At 67.4% G+C, this 15827-nt stretch carries 14 protein-coding genes and 1 pseudogene; 11 read left to right on the forward strand and 4 right to left on the reverse strand.

The window, feature by feature from the left end; translation table 11 throughout:
- The first annotated feature begins 160 nt into the window (after positions 1–160).
- Together Ssi02_RS33845 and Ssi02_RS33850 are read left to right on the forward strand one after the other, a co-directional pair.
- Entirely contained in the window at positions 161–847 is a 687-nt protein-coding gene (locus Ssi02_RS33845; RefSeq protein WP_204031672.1) for a lysophospholipid acyltransferase family protein, read from the forward strand.
- 195 nt (positions 848–1042) lie between these two features.
- Positions 1043–1258 (forward strand): hypothetical protein, encoded by a 216-nt coding sequence (locus Ssi02_RS33850; protein ID WP_204031673.1) that lies wholly within the window; start codon positions 1043–1045, stop codon positions 1256–1258.
- 3 nt (positions 1259–1261) lie between these two features.
- On the opposite strand, the gene Ssi02_RS33855 is transcribed toward Ssi02_RS33850, so the two are convergent.
- Positions 1262–2188, reverse strand: a complete 927-nt coding sequence (locus tag Ssi02_RS33855) for an SDR family oxidoreductase (protein WP_204031674.1) — start codon at positions 2186–2188, stop codon at positions 1262–1264.
- Positions 2189–2208: 20 nt separating this feature from the next.
- Positions 2209–2799 carry a TetR/AcrR family transcriptional regulator gene (locus Ssi02_RS33860; protein WP_204031675.1) on the reverse strand — a complete coding sequence of 197 codons (591 nt, stop codon included), beginning with the start codon at positions 2797–2799 and terminating at the stop codon, positions 2209–2211.
- 353 nt (positions 2800–3152) lie between these two features.
- On the opposite strand from Ssi02_RS33860, the gene Ssi02_RS33865 reads away from it, so the two are divergent.
- Complete coding sequence (locus Ssi02_RS33865) at positions 3153–4292, forward strand: DUF418 domain-containing protein (RefSeq protein ID WP_204031676.1); 1140 nt, start codon at positions 3153–3155, stop codon at positions 4290–4292.
- 61 nt (positions 4293–4353) lie between these two features.
- Here the strand turns inward: Ssi02_RS33865 and Ssi02_RS33870 are convergent, their stop codons facing one another.
- The gene (locus Ssi02_RS33870; RefSeq protein ID WP_204031677.1) at positions 4354–6069 is read right to left on the reverse strand and encodes a right-handed parallel beta-helix repeat-containing protein; all 1716 of its coding nucleotides are present in this window, start codon (positions 6067–6069) and stop codon (positions 4354–4356) included.
- A 112-nt stretch (positions 6070–6181) separates the two neighbouring features.
- On the opposite strand from Ssi02_RS33870, the gene Ssi02_RS33875 reads away from it, so the two are divergent.
- The 8 genes from Ssi02_RS33875 to Ssi02_RS33910 all read left to right on the forward strand — a co-directional run bounded on the left by Ssi02_RS33875 (position 6182) and on the right by Ssi02_RS33910 (position 15181).
- Positions 6182–7009: a TetR/AcrR family transcriptional regulator gene (locus tag Ssi02_RS33875; protein ID WP_204031678.1), complete on the forward strand. Its 828-nt coding sequence runs from the start codon at positions 6182–6184 to the stop codon at positions 7007–7009.
- A gap of 127 nt (positions 7010–7136) precedes the next feature.
- A complete protein-coding gene (locus tag Ssi02_RS33880) occupies positions 7137–7955 on the forward strand; it encodes a helix-turn-helix transcriptional regulator (RefSeq protein ID WP_239130234.1) in 819 nt (272 codons plus the stop codon).
- A gap of 26 nt (positions 7956–7981) precedes the next feature.
- Complete coding sequence (locus tag Ssi02_RS33885; protein ID WP_204031680.1) at positions 7982–8734, forward strand: SDR family NAD(P)-dependent oxidoreductase; 753 nt, start codon at positions 7982–7984, stop codon at positions 8732–8734.
- 39 nt (positions 8735–8773) lie between these two features.
- Entirely contained in the window at positions 8774–9313 is a 540-nt protein-coding gene (locus Ssi02_RS33890; RefSeq protein ID WP_204031681.1) for a GNAT family N-acetyltransferase, read from the forward strand.
- 748 nt (positions 9314–10061) lie between these two features.
- Complete coding sequence (locus tag Ssi02_RS33895; protein WP_204031682.1) at positions 10062–10628, forward strand: hypothetical protein; 567 nt, start codon at positions 10062–10064, stop codon at positions 10626–10628.
- 9 nt (positions 10629–10637) lie between these two features.
- Positions 10638–11069, forward strand: a complete 432-nt coding sequence (locus tag Ssi02_RS33900) for an NUDIX domain-containing protein (RefSeq protein WP_204031683.1) — start codon at positions 10638–10640, stop codon at positions 11067–11069.
- An 877-nt stretch (positions 11070–11946) separates the two neighbouring features.
- A complete protein-coding gene (locus Ssi02_RS33905; RefSeq protein WP_239130235.1) occupies positions 11947–13854 on the forward strand; it encodes an NHL repeat-containing protein in 1908 nt (635 codons plus the stop codon).
- Positions 13855–14464: 610 nt separating this feature from the next.
- Entirely contained in the window at positions 14465–15181 is a 717-nt protein-coding gene (locus Ssi02_RS33910) for a YqjF family protein (protein WP_204031685.1), read from the forward strand.
- On the opposite strand, the pseudogene Ssi02_RS39675 reads toward Ssi02_RS33910, so the two are convergent.
- A pseudogene (locus tag Ssi02_RS39675) lies at positions 15096–15671 on the reverse strand (aldo/keto reductase); the annotation flags it as partial. The gene Ssi02_RS33910 and the pseudogene Ssi02_RS39675 sit on opposite strands and share 86 nt — an antisense overlap.
- Between the last annotated feature and the right edge of the window lie 156 nt (positions 15672–15827).

Raw genomic sequence — 15827 nt, forward strand, 5'->3', positions numbered from 1 at the left:
AGGTCGCTTTCACCGCCCAGGCGGACTACTTTTTAAAGGAGTGGTGTGTCACCAGGTGAGACTTACGTCTTGAGGGGTATCACCACACGGCCGCGCCGCCGGGTTCCCAGTCTTCCCCGCGATCCGGAAGAGTAGGGAGTGACTGGCTGAGAGGGATGGTATGAGAGTCGAAACCGTGATTTATCCGCTGCTGAAGCATGTCCTGCTCGGGCCTGCCATGCGCGTCGCCTTCCGCCCGAAGGTGACCGGCCTGCACAACGTGCCCCGCAGCGGACCGGTCATCCTCGCCGCCAACCACCTGGCGGTCCTCGACTCCTTCGTGCTGCCACTGGTCGTGCCCCGCCAGGTCTTTTTCCTCGGCAAGCAGGAATACTTCGTCCGCCCCGGCGCCGTCGGCCGCATGCAGGCGACCTTCTTCCACGGGGCCGGCGCGATCCCCGTCGACCGCTCCGGCGGCCGGGCCGCCCTCGCCGCGCTCCAGGAGTGCGCCCGCGTGCTGGAGCGCGGCGACGTGCTCGCGATGCACCCCGAGGGCACTCGTTCCCCCGACGGCCGCATCTACCGAGGACGCATCGGCGTCGCCCGCCTGGCCCTGCGCACAGGGGCGGCCGTCGTGCCGGTGGCGCTCGACGGCACCGACCTCGTGCAGCCGCGCGGCACGGTCGTGCCCAGGCCACGCAAGATCAGCATCCGCATCGGAGAGGCGATGCACTTCTCCGACACCAGGGGCGCGACCCACCGCGACGCCACCCGCGCGGTGACCAACGAGATCATGCAGGCCATCCAGAAACTCTCCGGCCGCCCCTACGTCGACGAATACGCCCCCTCCTCCAGCCACGCCCTGTGACGCCGGAGGACCCCTCGCCGTGAGAGCGGGCGGGAGCCGTACGGATCGAACCTGGTCAGGGTGTCTGACCCGCTTGATCGACGATGCTGGAGGCGAGCACCGTCAGGCCTGCGGTCGAGCCGTCCCCGCTTTCCACCTTCACCCCGAGGAAGCGGTAGTCCTTGGCGTCGCACGTCGGGCACCTCGTCGTGGCCGATGTACAACACCACGGAGTGCGGCTGGCCTGTCGGCCAGCAGGCCGTGCCGACCGGCGTCTACAGCGGCGAGGGCGCCATCCGCCGCCTGGCCGACCGGCACAACACCATCGTCCACTGGCCTGAGAGCAACCCCGGGAGCCACCACTTCCTCGCCATGTCGGACCCCGACCCCCTGGCGGCCGACATCGCGGACTTTTTCGCCAAGGTCAGGTGAGCGTCAGAGGGGGTCGCCGAGGGGGCCGAGCTCCTTTTCCAAGGTCTCCGCCCAATAGGCGGCGAAATCCGGCTGAGTGCCGTCGGCGTCGGTGAAACCGTATTCCTGGTAGAGGTGCCAGGTGGCCAGGGCGCGGCCCGACTTGGCCATGATGCCGGGGTCGGCGGCCAGGGCGGCCACGGCGCGGCCGAGGTAGGCGGGGGTCTCCGACTGGGCGAAGTGGGGGTCGGACGCGATGCCGTCGCGCCAGGTCGACTCGGTGACGCCGAAGTGGTCGAGCATCGCCTCCGAGCGCAGGAAGCCAGGGGTGACGGCCACCGCGGCCACGCCATACCGCTTGAGCTCGGCGGCCTGCGCGAAGGCGAGGCGGATGACGGTGGACTTGGCGATGTCGTAGAAGAAGGAGCCGCGGTAGCGGGCGGTGTTGCCGTCGGTGACCTCGACCACAAGGCCCCCGGGGCGGCCGATCAGCAGCGGCAGGGCGAGGCGGCTCGTGATGATGTGGGTCTCGACGGCCTGCCGCAGCAGGCGGAGCCCCGTGTCGAGGTCCTGTTCCCACAGCGGGTGCTCCCAGTCGGTCAGCGGGTCGCCGCCCCACACCGAGTTGACGAGGATGTCGAGCCGCCCGTCCTGCTCGGCCGCGATGCGGTCGACCAGGGCGCGCACCTCGCCCGGGCTGCTGTGGTCGGTGCGCACGGCGATGCCGTGCCCGCCGGCGGCGGTGACGCGTTCGGCGGTCTCCTCGATGGTCTCGGGGCGGGCCATGCCGGAGCCGGCGCCGGCGGAGCTGCGGCCCGTGACGTAGACGGTCGCGCCCGCGGCGCCGAGCTCGACGGCTATGCCGCGCCCGCCGCCGCGGGTGCCCCCGGCGACGAGTGCCACCTTTCCGGCCAGGGGACGGCCGGTGTCCGGTTGGGCGGTGGCGGTCATGGTGTTTCCTCCTATGCGTGTCACGTCGTCAGGTGGGGTGCCAGCAGGGCGTCGATCTCCCGGTGGAGGCGCTCCGTCAACGTGCCTTCACGCTCGAGCGCCCAGGTGAGGCCGGCGCCGGCGATGATCGCCTGCACCGAGCCCGTCAGCGCCGCGACGTCCGTGCCCGTCCGCAGATCGCCGGCCTCCAGCGCTTCGGCGAGCAGCGCCTCGACGGCGCGCCCACGGGTCCGGTGTATGGCGAGGGCGTGCTCGTGCAGCTCGGGGTCGGACAGGTCGAGGCAGAGGAAGGCCAGGTGATTGGCGAAGGTCTCCGGCGTGGTGATCTCGGCGAAGGACTCCGCCGCCAGCGCCCGGAGCGCCGCGAGCGGCGAGGCGTGCTCGCCGCGTGTGCGCTGATGCAGGTCCTGGGCGTCCTCCGCCGATCGTGCGGCGAGGGCCAGCAGCAGCCCGCGCTTGGAGCCGAACCGCTGCATGAGCGTGCCTGGCACCAGCCCGACGGCGTTGGCCACCGACGCCAGCGTGAGCCTGGCCGGGCCCACCCGGCCGATCACCTCGGCCGCCGCGCGCAGGATCGCCGCGTCGTCGATGCCGCGAGGTCGTCCCGCCATCACCGCACTCCTCTCCTGTCGGCCAATAAATGACTGTTCATTTATTAAATCGCGCAGCCAGTGGAGGCGCAAGTCGCCCGGCTCCGGGCCGAAGGAGGAGACGCAGGTCATGCGCCCGCCCTTCGAGCCACCGGGGGAGACCCGGGCCGGCCGCTCGCCCTCCGGGGGGAGTGATCTCTCCTTCGACGGGACAGTCACCTCTCCTTCAACGGGAGGATGTGGCTTCGCCGTACGCGTGATGCCATACAGAGAAAGATCCGGCCAGGCTTCGAAACACATCGGCTAAGCGGCGAAGGCGGTCCTCCAGGAGGGCCGCCGCCGCGTTCTCAAAGGGCGGTCTGTACGTGACATCGGTGGTCGCGCCACCCGTGCGGCGCATTCACGAGGTCGACGCCGTTCGCGGCTTCGCCCTCGCCGGGATCCTCATCGCCAACATCGGCCTGTTCGCCGATCCGCGGATCTTCAGCGCTCCGGCCGCAGGGGCCGACGGAGTGGTGGGCTTCGTCGTCAACACGTTAGTCCTGTCGAAGTTCTACGTCCTCTTCTCCTTCCTCTTCGGCTATTCCTTCACCCTGCAGATGCGCTCCGCCGAACAGGCCGGGGCCGGCGTCGTGGGCCGCATATTGCGGCGGTCCCTCGGGCTCTTCCTCATCGGCCTGGTGCACGGCCTCCTGCTGTGGCCGGGGGAGATCCTCACTCTCTACGCCGCGCTCGGACTCATCCTGCTCACGATGCGCAACGTCAAACCCAGAACGGCGGTCATCACCGCGCTGGTGATCCTCGGCGTCGTCGCGCTCCTCTACGCCACCTTCGCCGTTCTGGCAACGTTGAGCCCGGAGCCCATCACCGCGTCGACACCCCTGACGGAGGCCGAGGGCGCGCGGATCATGGCCGAGATCAGAGGCGGTCCGCTCGAGGTGCTGGGCGTCAACGTGCAGCACTATCTGCAGACCGTGCCCCTTATCTGGTTCGCCCAGGGCCCGACCGCGATGGCGATGTTCCTCCTGGGGCTGGTCGCGGGCAAGTCGCGCCTGTTCGAGCGGCTCGACGAGTGGCCGGGCCGCCTGTCCGCCGTCCAGTGGATCGGCTTCGGCGTCGGCCTGCCCGCCGCCGTCCTCTACGCCTATCTCGCGGGGGACCAGAGCACCGGCTTCTTCGCCGCCATAGCCCTGACCACGCTGACCTCGCCCCTGCTGTCGGCCGCCTACGTGGTCACGCTGCTCCGCGCCGGGCGCCGTTTCCCCGCCGTGCACTCGGCGCTGGCTCCGGCGGGCCGGGTCGCCGCCTCCAACTACATCGGCCAGTCGGTGCTCTGCTGCCTCGTCTTCACGGGGTACGGCCTGGCCCTGGCCGGCCGGATCCCCCCACTCGGCGTGATGGGCGTCGCCGTGGTGATCTACCTCGTGCTGGTCGCGCTAAGTGCGTGGTGGCTGCGCAAGCACCGCTACGGGCCGGTTGAATACGTGATGCGGCGTTTCACCAACTGGCGCTGAACCTCAAGCGGGCTTCGCCGTACTCCCGGCGGCGGCCACGACCGCGGCGACCGGTTGAACCTCAGGCTGGCTTCGCCGTACTCGCGGCGGGGGCCCGGTGCCGGCCGGCGGCGGCCACGATCGCGGCGACCGACGGGTCGGTGCCGAACGCCTCCTCCGGCAGGGTCGTGTTGCCGGACAGGACGACGCCCTCGGGGGCCTCCCCGGGGTCGGCGTCCCAGAAGTTGCCGACGAACTCGACGTTCTCCATCGGCGGTGACACATGCAGCACCACCGGGTTATCGGCGCGGTGCACGACGTTGCCCTCGACGGTCAGGAACGCGGTGCCATAGTCGGTGTAGAGGCCGTAGTTGTAGGGCGTGACGGTGTCGCGCACGACATTGCCGCGCACCAGGCCGCCGCTGCCCTGGGAGTCGCCCTGGCTGCCGGAGACGTAGATGCCGCCGCCGTCGGCGAGCACCTGCATGGTGTCGTGCACCAGATTGTGCAGCACGCGGGTGCCGCGCCCCGCGTAGGCCACGATGCCCGCATGCGGCACATCGTGCACCTCGTTGTGCTCGACGACCGCGCCCTCGGTGCCGCTCAGCAGGACGGCGGGGGAGCCGCTGTAGTCGCGGCCGATGTGGTGGATGTGGTTGTCCACCAGCCGGTGTCCGCGGGCTCCCTCGTCCACGACGACCCCGCCCCCCGCCACCTCGTCGACGGTGCAGTCGCGCACCACGTTGTCCACGCCGCCGCCGCGGAACTCCAGCGCGACCCCGCCCATCCGGGTGAACCGGCAGTGCTCCAAGGTGATCTGTGAACAGTTCTCGAAGACCACGTTGCCGGGCATGGCGGCGCTGTCTTCGCCGGGTACGGTGACCCGCCCCTGGCCGTCGGCGAAGACGACGTCCTGGAGGGCGCCGCCGTCGTAGTAGCCGTTGCCGTGGTAGTGCAGAAACCCCTCGGGCGTGCTCGGCCGCAGCCAGGTCGCCTCGGCGAAGGTGACGCCGCGGAAGGCGACGTCCCGCACGTCGCGGGCGTGCAGCAGGGTCTCAAGCACCGGGGCCACGACGTCGCCGAGGTCCTCGCCGGGCAGCGGCAGATAGTGCAGGACGCCGCCGCTCAACGCGAAGGTGCCCTCGGTGAGGAAGGCCGAACTGTTCTCCGCGGAGGTGGGCGAGTCGGCGCCGTTGCTCTCCCCGGCCTCGGGGTCGTCCCAGGTGATGTGGGCCCGGTAGAGCCGTGCCGCCCAGCCGAAGGCGGGCTGCGCCATGGTGATCGTGGCCGACCCGCCGTCCGAGGTGATGCGCTCCACCTGGACGCGCGCCTCGGACCAGGGGTAGACGCCGCGGTAGACGAACTCCACCCCTTCGCCCCAGGCTCCCGGCGCGGGGTCGCCGGTGACGTAGCCCGTCTCTGTCCTCGTGAGGGCGAGGTCGAGGGGGATGGAGGCGCGTACGGCACGGCGGCCGGAGACGTAGAGCTGCCGGGTGGCCAGGCCGGGCACCTCGGCGCGGTGCACACCGTCCTCGCCCCTTTGCCAGCCGGTGACCCTCCGTCCGCCGCTGACGACGACGTCCTCCTGGGCGGCTGTGCCGTACCCGTGGGCCTCGAAGACGATGCCGGAGTCGGCGGCGGACAGCAGGAGCGGCGCGGTGAGGCGGTGCACACCGCCCCTGAGCGTGATCACGCTGCCGGGCCCGGCTGCCGCGCGGGCCCGGTCCAGCGTGGCGAACGGCTGCTCGATCGTGCCCGGTGCGGCGTCGTCGCCCGCCGGATCGACGTAGAACCTCAAGATTGCCTCCGCTTGTTTATGGCGTACACATAGTTGTACACCATATGCGGGGTTATGTGCGTTGACGTGCTGAGGTGTGATGAAATGTGTGATGAAAAGAGGAGGGGTGGGGATGGCGGATCCGGAGCGCAGCACCGAGTTGCTGTGGGGGGCCAAGGGCAGGCGCGGCCTCAACACGCAGCGCATCGTGCGCGCCGCGATCGAGGTCGCCGCCGCCGAGGGCCTGGAGGCGGTCTCGATGCGCCGGGTCGCCGAGCGGCTCGGCTTCACCACCATGTCGCTCTACCGGCATGTGCCGGGCAAGGCCGAGCTGATCGACCTTATGCGCGACGAGGTCATGGGGGAGGCGGCGCCCGGCGACGGCGGCCCCGGTCGAGAGACGGGGTGGCGCGGGGAGATCGCCTCCTGGGCGCGGGCGTCGCTGGCGCTCTACCGGCGGCACCCGTGGCTGACCGAGTCGCCGGGCACGAGGAGCGTTCCGGGGCCCAACGCGGTGGCGGGCTTCGACTGGGCGCTCGGCGTCGTGTCGCGGACCGGGCTACCACCGGCGCAGGTCGTGGCGGTCGTCACCTTCGTCGGCGGGTTCGTGGAGAGCGCCGCACGGCGGATCGTGGAGACCGAGCGCATGGAGCGGCTCACGGGTGTCGGCGAGGAGGAGTGGTGGGGCGCCAGGGGGTCGCTGTTCGACCGGTTGAGGGACGACTATCCGGCGTTGGAGCGGGTCTATCGGGAGGGGGCGTATGACGAGCCCCTTGACCCGTTTGAGTTCGGGCTGGAGCGGGTGCTTGACAGCATTGAGGTGCTGGTGCGTGATGAAAGGCGTGACGAAAGTCGCTGTCAGGTGTGCGGGAACCCTGTGGAGACCCCTGCGAAGGGGCGCCCGAGGAGTTACTGCTCCCGCGCCTGCCAGCAGCGTGCCTACCGGATGCGGAGGGGGTGACGGCCTCAGGCTTCGTGCCGGGGTTGGCCGCCGTGGGTGCGCCGAGGCCTGTTTAATCACCACATAGCATGACCCAATGGGCATTTCCCGGCTCTCCACAGAAGCGCGGCAGCGGCGCAGTTCCGAGATGCGCGCATTCCTCCGGTCGCGGCGGGCCCGGGTGATGCCCGCCGACGTGGGCATGCCGGCAGGCGAGGGCCGCCGTACCCCCGGGCTGCGGCGGGAGGAAGTGGCGGTGCTCGCCGGCGTAGGAGTGTCCTGGTACACCTGGCTCGAGCAGGGACGCGACATCAACGTCTCCGCCGACGTCCTGGACGCCATCGCCAGGGTGCTGCGCCTCGAGCCCGCGGAGCGCGAGCACCTCTACCTCCTCGCCGGCCTCAACCCGCCGCAGGCGGCGCCGTCCGAAAGACAGGTCCCCGATGCCGTGCGGCGACTGCTGGAGGGCTGGCTGCCGCGGCCCGCGTACGTCATCGACCGGCACTGGAACGTCCTCGCGCTCAACCGTGCGGCGGAGATCGTGTTCCAGTGCAACGAGCACGACCACAACTGCCTGGTCAGCTTCTTCACCAACGCCCGCTACCGTGCGGCGGTCGTGAACTGGCACGACGCGGCCCGAGCGATGATCGGCCTGTTCCGGGCGGACGCCGCCCGCTACCCCGACGACCCCGAATTCGGCCGCCTGGCCGCGGACATGTGCGCCGCGAGCCCCGCCTTCGCCGAAATCTGGGCGGAACTCCCCGTGGGCGGCCCCACTCACGGCACCAAGGCCCTGGAGATCCCCGGCCTGGGAACGCTGACCTTCGAGGCCACCACCCTCCCGCTGCCCGAACTGCCCGGCCACCGCCTATCGCTGCACACCCCAGCACCCGGGACGGGTACGGAGGCCCTGCTGGAACGCTTGGTGGTGGTATCAGACCCAGGCTCAGCCAACACTGCCGCGTAAACTCGCACCGCTCGAGGATCGTCGGCATGAAGCGATTCACGAACAAGACAGTTTTGATCACCGGCGGCACCAGCGGCATCGGCTTCGCGACCGCCCGCAGACTCCTGGACGAGGGCGCATACGTCGTCATCACCGGCCGCGACCAGGCCCGCCTCGACACCGCAGCAGACCGCCTGGACTCCGAGCGGACCCTGCCCGTCCGCGCGGACGTCAGCGTCGACGCCGACCTCGATCTCCTCATGCGGCGCATCGAGACCTGGTGCGGTTCTCTCGACGTGGTCTTCGCCAACGCCGGAATCGCGGACTTCAGGCCAGAGTTCACCCCGGAGGACTTCGACCACACCGTCGGAATCAACTTCAAGGGAGTATTCTTCACGATCCAAAAGGCACTGCTGCTGATGGGCGACGGAGGCGCCGTCGTCATCAACGCATCCTGGACCCTGCACCGCGGCCTTCCTGTGGCCTCGATCTACGCCGCGAGCAAGGCCGCCGTACACAACCTCGCCCGCACCCTCGGCACCGACCTCGCGCCGCGTGGCATCCGCGTCAACTCCGTCAGCCCCGGCTACATCGAGACCGAGATGTACCGCTCCGCCATCGACCCCGCCGCGGAAACCCGCATCACGGCGGAGGTGCCCCTCGGCACCCTCGGCCACCCAGACGATGTCGCCGCCGCCGTCGCCTTCCTGGCCTCAGACGACGCGTCGTACATCACCGGCCAGGACCTCGTCATCGACGGCGGCCTGGTGGCAGCGGCGCCTCTCGGCCTGCGCCTTTGACCGCCACGCCCTCATCGGGGCCACGTCTACCATCATTGCGTGGATGATCAGAGCCGTGACCGCGGAGTGTTACTGACCACGCGACTGTCGCTGCGGCGCCCGGCACCAGAGGACATCGACGCGATTTTCAGCATCCACCGCGACACCGCCACCTGCCTGCAGAATCCCTCCGACGCTCTGTCCCGGCGTCAAGAGGCCCTGGAACTCTTCCAGCGCTGGCACGATCACTGGCGGCGCTTCGGTTATGGATACTGGGTGGTACGACGTGGCGCTTCGGACTGGCAACTGGGGGTTTGCGGAACCAAGTCCATGGACTTGAACGGCATGAGCGTGCTCAACCTCTTCTACCGTTTCGAGGTCTCCTCGTGGGGTCAAGGGTTAGCTGGTGAGGCCGCGACGGTAGTTGTCGGATGGGTGTCTGAACGTGTTCCCGATCTGCCCATCATCGCTCGCGTCCGGCCGGCCAACATCGCGTCTCAACGCGTGGCCGTACGCGCCGGTCTGGTGCGAGTCGAACATATCGACACCACCGGGGAGGACGGTTTGGACTGGATCTACGCTACGAACCTGCCTGGCTAAGCGGGTCTGCTGACGCGGCAGCCGCGGCCGGCCTACTAGCATTACGTGGCATAACGACCTTCGAGCGGCTGACCAGCTAGTTCGCTTGACAGCCCCGGATAAGCTCACGCGCCGCCGTCACGACGAACTGGGCGGCCCTGTTACTCGTCATAGCAGTTGGGGAGGCCGGGATGCTCTCCCGGGAGGTGCCCACATCCCACCAGTTGAGACACTGCGCCAGGACGGCTATCCGGGACCCCCGCTCGATCCGACGGGAGACTCACCCCCATATGTGTGGGGAGGACGAAGGAAGGCCATTTGAGTGCCGTTGTGGATAAAGCCCAGCGTCGGCGAACAGCCCAGAGCCAGAACAGCAGCGTGGACTACGCCGTACATGCAGGGCAGGATATGCACGCCCACCACGGACCCCCTGTGTTCGAAGGCCGAGTGCGCCGGGAATGTCCGGCTCTAGCGGGCCGCGTTATGCCACCGGACGGGGCGTCCGGTCGGCGATGCACACAGCCGACGGCGGGAGATAGGGGCGAGTGGCCTAATCACTTTCACAGGCAATGAAATTGTGTAGTTCAGGCCGTAATGTCATGATTTCGGGCAAAATCATCAGACTTGCGACACGATCAGTGAGATCCACACGGAGCCTAGTTGCGCCTTGTGGCCAGATCGATCTATAGACGCCCAAGGCCAGGTTCGTGATACTGAAACTTGACCACATCAAGCTCATGCCTGACCTCCGAGGGAGAGTGCCGTCCACGTGATCCCGGCTACCACGCGTCAGCGAGATGGAAAAAGCCGCAAGATTACTGCGCTCCGAATCTCGCCAGGCTCACGGTATGCCAGGAAAAAGATCCCCAGTCCAACGGATCAAGATGCAATCATAAAAGACTTCAGTCTTGAGCGATACAAATATATCCTGCAGCAAATACACGTCGTCAACGAGAATGTCTATAAGTTCCTCGCCATATATCAAACCCTTGCCAGCACGCTGGCCACAGCCGGCATCGCGCTCTTCATCGGGTACCGGTCCTGGAACATCACGCCAACCATTACCAAATCAGCCATCATTGGTATCCTTTCTCTCATTTCGGCGATCGGACTATTTACGGTTCTCCTGATATGCATTGGCGTACTCGCATGGCTGGACTATCGACGCGAGGAGTGTGAGCTAACCGACAGGATCGTCTATGTCGGCTTCCGCAAGAAGCCCCGACTGGGTAACTTCTTCCGCTGGTATGAGACCTACATAATCATCTTTATACTGAGCTCGCTTCTATTTATGTGGTGGTATGCATTCTGGCGAATACTGCCTTTTGTTAAATAAGGGGTAGAGGTGACCGGCAGGCCAGGTTTTGACTATATCGGAGTCGGGGTCGGCGCAGTCGTCTTCGACGCCGAAGGGCGAGTGTTCATGGCGCGACGAGGGCCAACATCACGGAACGAGAAAGGAGCATGGGACTTCCCGGGAGGAATGGTTGAGTTTGGGGAGCCTCTGGAGCGCGCGATAACGCGAGAAATACGCGAAGAGCATGGCATGCATATCGAACTTACTTACACATTGGGGACATTTGATCACTTCTTGCCACATCGCGAGCACTGGGTTTCGGTTACCTACTGCGCTAAACACGTGGGCGGCGAGCCGCAAATTATGGAGCCAAAGAAATGTACGGGCATCGGCTGGTTTGCGCTAGGCGAATTACCTAATCGAATCACGGAGATCAGCAGAAAGAACGTCGAAGAGCTTATGCGCCAGCAGGCGCGCTAGGACAGCGATCCTCAAGCGAACCGGGTTCCGGCGCAACGGTCGGCGGCTATGAGCACCTACCGACTCTTCCGCCAGCATCAAGCCAGCCACTTCGGATGTAGCAGCGAACGAGGGACACAGTAGGCAATCGAGTTCGAGTTAGTGGGCGGTGGGCCACTCGGAGAGGACTACGGCCCCGTTCCAGATCCATAAATTTTAGGGCGCTCCACAGCGCTATATATGCCACGGCCCATATCACTGTCCATGAGTCGATCACGATTGATCGGGCCTCCGCGAAGCGGACTCGCTGAACGCAGAAGCGTTTCCTCGATGGTCTGTTAGGCAGTCGGAGCAAAATTCTGCGGGTGTCGGGAGCAGTTCCAGCTGTCTGGAAATTTCGTCCAGTTGCGGCTTACCTCCACAGGGGCGGGGGCAGCGGGACCGCGTGTTCTGCCCGTTGACGTCGGCTGGCACACCCCCGCAGGCGTGGGAAGCAGAAGCTGGTCGGCATCGCCAAAGCCCCGGTCAATGGCACACCCTCACGGGCGTGGGGAGCAGCAGATCGTCAACGTCGTGGGCGCCAACGGGCACGGCACACCCCTACAGGCGTGGGGAGGTCATCTGGCCGGACGAAAGCCGGGAACGCGCATGGACGCCCCCCAGTGGTCGGGTCGCCCTCGAACTACTCACCCGGATGTGCCCGGAAGCATGGCGCCCAGCGAAGGCGTCGGACGTCCGGTGTTGACGTGTCACGCACGCAAGATTACGGTCTGGACCAAAACTAAGCAGTTTTGAATGTCCCGGAGGTGTGGCCGTGCCGCGAATCTATCTTGCGCTGCTCATGGTCCTGGCTGCCTTGCCAATATCATCCTTATCGACACCGGCCGCCGCACAGGCGGTGGCCGCACCGAACTGCGGCGCCCCGGCCGTCAGCACCTACGGCCCAGCCTCCACCACCGGCGCGATCGTGGGCGCCACCGTACATAATGGCCACGCCTACGTGGTCTCCCGCGGCCCGATGCCTCCGGTCGTGGCCGAGATCGACCTCGCCACCCGCAAGGTGACGCGAACCGCGACGCTACCGGACGGCCCTGCGGCAGGCGCGCCGGAAGGCGGCTGGGCCACCGCAGTCGCCGGCGGCAAGCTATACATCGGCACCTACCCCGTGCCCGACCTGTACAGCTACGACCTGGTCACGGGCCAGGTGGCGCACCTGCGCTCCTTCGGCGCGAACGGCGGCTTCGTCTGGAGCATGGCCGCCGCGCCGGACGGCACCCTTTACCTCGGCACCTCCTCCGACGGCCGGCTCTGGGAGTACGTCCCCTCGACGGGCGCAGTCCGGAGGTACGGAGTGCTGGTCCAGGGCGAACACTACGTCAGGGCGGTCGCCGTCGATGAGACCACGGCCTACGCCGGCCTGCTGGAAAAGGCCAGGCTGATGGCCGTCGACCGCGTCAGCGGCGCGGTCAGGGAGCTGGCCCAGGGACCCGCGGCCGTCGGCACGGTCACGCTCTACGGCGACCGGGTGCTCGCGGCGAGCGGGAGCACACTGATCGACGTGCGCAAGGACGGCACGGACCGGCGGCAGTTCGACGCTGGGGTGGGCATCATCGACGCGTTCGAGGTGGCCCCCGACGGCACGGTCTACCTCACCTCGCGCCCCGACGGTGCCGTCTACAGCTACCGCACCGGACAGGACGCGGTGACCAAGGTCGCCGACCCGCCGTCGCCGGGTGAGGAGACCCGGGCGCTGAAGCTGGACGGGCAGCGGCTCATCGGCTTCGCTGGCAGCGGCGGCATGTGGTGGCTGGATCTGCCGAGCAAGACCTCCGAGTTCGTCGACCTCATCGACGCCGGCTTCCCGGCCGGTGCCGAGCGGACCCAAAGCATGCTGCTGGTGCCGAACCGGGCACTGTACATCGGCGGCCACTTCGCCGTGGAGGTGCGTGACCTGCGGACCGAGAAGACACGCAGAATCCGCGTGGTGGGCGAGCCGAAGACCATGGTGCAGCGGGGGAACAAGATCTACGCCGCGCTGTATCCGAGCGGCCAGATCATCTCCATCGACATACACACCGACGAGGTACGCGGCCTCGGCTACATCAGGCATGACCAGTCGCGGCCGTGGGACATCGAGCACGACCCCGTCACCGACACCATCCTGGTGGCCTCTGCCCCGACCGGCGCGAGACTGCAGGGCGCCCTGACGGTGCTCGACCCCGACACGGGGAAGATGGACGTCTACCCGAATGTCATCCCCGACCAGAGCCTGATGAGCCTGAGCGTCGACGCCCAGCGCGGCATCGTCTACCTCGGCGGCGATGTTCTCGGCGGAGGCGGCACGCCGCCGACCAAGACGACGGCCTCGATCGCCGCCTTCGACCTGAAGCAGCGCAAGGTGGTGCGGCAATTCGATCCGCTTCCGGGCCACCGTACCTTCCAGGACCTCAAGGTCCATGGTGGGCTGCTGTACGCGGTCTACAAGCGCGTGCTGGGCGCCTGGGTCGCCCTGGACCCCGCCACCGGAACCATCAAGCACCAGGGCTTGCTCTCGGGACACGGCGAACTGCAGGTCCACAGGGGCCGCGTGTTCACCTCCACCTTCTTTGGCGGCGGCAACGCCTACGAACTCGGATCGGAGGCCAAGCTGCTCGCGACCGGGCTGGGCGACCAGTGGCACACCGCCCCGCAGTTGCAGTTCGAGCCCGGCTCCTACGACGCCTGGACGATCGTCGGCCGGGATCTGGCGAAGGTACGGCTCGACCCACGCTGCCCGCCCGTGACGATTCCGGAGTCAGGAAACTAGCTTCGACCTGCCCCGAAATTCGACCAACATGCCTCGCCTGACTCGACACCAACGGGCCGGGCGAGGCTACGTCCCGTCCAGGACCGCCTCCACCGGACCTTGTGCGATGCCATAACTGAAAATGCCATCCATGCAGTTCAAGCGGCATGCCGGCATTCACGGAGGGTACTGCCAAGCCGCTCTCGTCGGCGTACGTCGAGGTTAGCCAAGCTAGCTGGATCGGTCGGTGATGGGATCCGGAAAGACGGATGGCGAACCAGTAAAACGAACAGAGATAGCTAACAGGTACAAAACCCTGTATTGAGGGTGGGGAAAGAGACATCTCTTCGTGGGAGCAAGTGAACAGGACCCGAGATCCCTGACCCACAGGTGCGCGAGCGGGGCCACGGCCCGCCGCTATACCGCCGCTTAGAAGGCCCGGATCCCCCAACACCCTGATCACCCGGCACAACCTCACCTGCTAGTCGTCCAAGTGGGCTGAGTAGGACACAGTCGCCCTCACCTCACACACCATGTCTGTGAATACGACACAGTCGAATACCGCACTGTGCCGACCATGATCGACATGCCCTCGCCACGCCTTGTCTGCTCCCAGGGGTAGGAGCATAGGGTGCGAACGACACAGCCTCCGCGGATCATCTGGCCGGTGATGTACCACCAGTGGTCTCACATGACCTTCATCCATTGGCGGTATCCCGCCGCCCTGGTCCAGTCGCTGCTCCCTGACGGACTCACGGTTGAGGAGTTCGACGGATCGGCCTGGGTCGGTCTGACCCCCTTCCTCATGGAGAACGTACGGGTGCCCGGGACGCCGGCGCTGCCCTGGCTGTCGCGGTTTCCCGAGACGAATGTGCGCACCTACGTGCACGACAGTCAGGGACGTAGCGGCATCTGGTTCCTGTCCCTGGATGCCGGGCGCCTTCCCGCTGTCCTGGGCGGGCGGGTCGGCTACCGGCTGCCCTACCACTGGTCCGACATGTCCTTGCGCGTGGAGGAGGGACGCCGCTCCTACCGCTGCCGGCGCCGCCGACCTGGACCGGTCGGCGCTCGATGCGACGCCGACGTGGAACTGGGCGCACCGCTGGCGGAGGATGAGCTGGCGCACTTTTTGACCGCCCGCTATCTGCTGTTTACCGTCGTCGCCAGCAGGCTGGCCCACGCCAAGGTCGGCCATCGGCCGTGGCCGCTGCACCACGCCCGGCTGCTCCAACTCGACCAGGGACTTGTCCAGGCGGGAGGGCTCACCGCCCCAGACCACGACCCGGTCCTGCATGCCTCTCCGGGAGTGCGGGTGGGGATAGGGATGTGGAGCTGGAGCCGGCCATAGTGCCCAAGGAACCGATGACAACCAGCAGGCGACCCTCCTTTGAACAGGAGCACCAAATGATGCTGGGGGTCTTGACGCGACACACGTGCACACGCGCCGCAGAGAGCGCTTGGGGGCCCTGTGCGGGGCTCGCCTCGACCTCGTCGGCGACTTCCTGTACGGCTTGGCGCCACGGCGTGCTCGCGCGGCCCGAGTGAACCGAGAGAAGCAGCTCACGCTCGATGTCCCGGTTGAGCAGGCTGTAGGGCGCCTGCAGTGCGGCGAACGGTGTCCAGCCGCGCTGGTCGGCCAGCGTGTTGGCCTGGGCCACGCCCCAGGCCGGGGCGTCGGTGACGCCGACATAGAGGATCCTTCCGGCGCGCACCGCGTCGTTCAGCGCCTGCGTCGTCTCCTCAATCGGGGTGTGGTGGTCCCACCGGTGGACCCCGTACAGGTCGATGTAGTCGCTGCGCAGCCGGCGCAGGCCAGACTCCGGGGACAGGGCGAAATTCTTGCGGTGGTTACCGGTAGCGCATGCTCACGCCGCCACCGTCTCGCGCACGACCGGGCAATCGGGCTTGTCCGTGGTGGTCCGGGCGCGGATCGTCACAGCCGTCTCGTCCGCCGTGATCTGCTTGACGGCCAGGAACCCGCCAAGGCTGGAGAG

The organism is Sinosporangium siamense (assembly GCF_016863435.1).
GTDB lineage: Bacteria > Actinomycetota > Actinomycetes > Streptosporangiales > Streptosporangiaceae > Sinosporangium > Sinosporangium siamense.

Bases quoted from the DNA above. Each gene is read 5' to 3' on its own strand.
- Ssi02_RS33845 (WP_204031672.1), top strand. From the start codon at position 161: ATGAGAGTCGAAACCGTGATTTATCCGCTGCTGAAGCATGTCCTGCTC.
- Ssi02_RS33875 (WP_204031678.1), top strand. From the start codon at position 6,182: ATGGCGGATCCGGAGCGCAGCACCGAGTTGCTGTGGGGGGCCAAGGGC.
- Ssi02_RS33885 (WP_204031680.1), top strand. From the start codon at position 7,982: ATGAAGCGATTCACGAACAAGACAGTTTTGATCACCGGCGGCACCAGC.
- Ssi02_RS33880 (WP_239130234.1), top strand. From the start codon at position 7,137: ATGCGCGCATTCCTCCGGTCGCGGCGGGCCCGGGTGATGCCCGCCGAC.
- Ssi02_RS33860 (WP_204031675.1), bottom strand. From the start codon at position 2,799: ATGGCGGGACGACCTCGCGGCATCGACGACGCGGCGATCCTGCGCGCG.
- Ssi02_RS33855 (WP_204031674.1), bottom strand. From the start codon at position 2,188: ATGACCGCCACCGCCCAACCGGACACCGGCCGTCCCCTGGCCGGAAAG.
- Ssi02_RS33850 (WP_204031673.1), top strand. From the start codon at position 1,043: ATGTACAACACCACGGAGTGCGGCTGGCCTGTCGGCCAGCAGGCCGTG.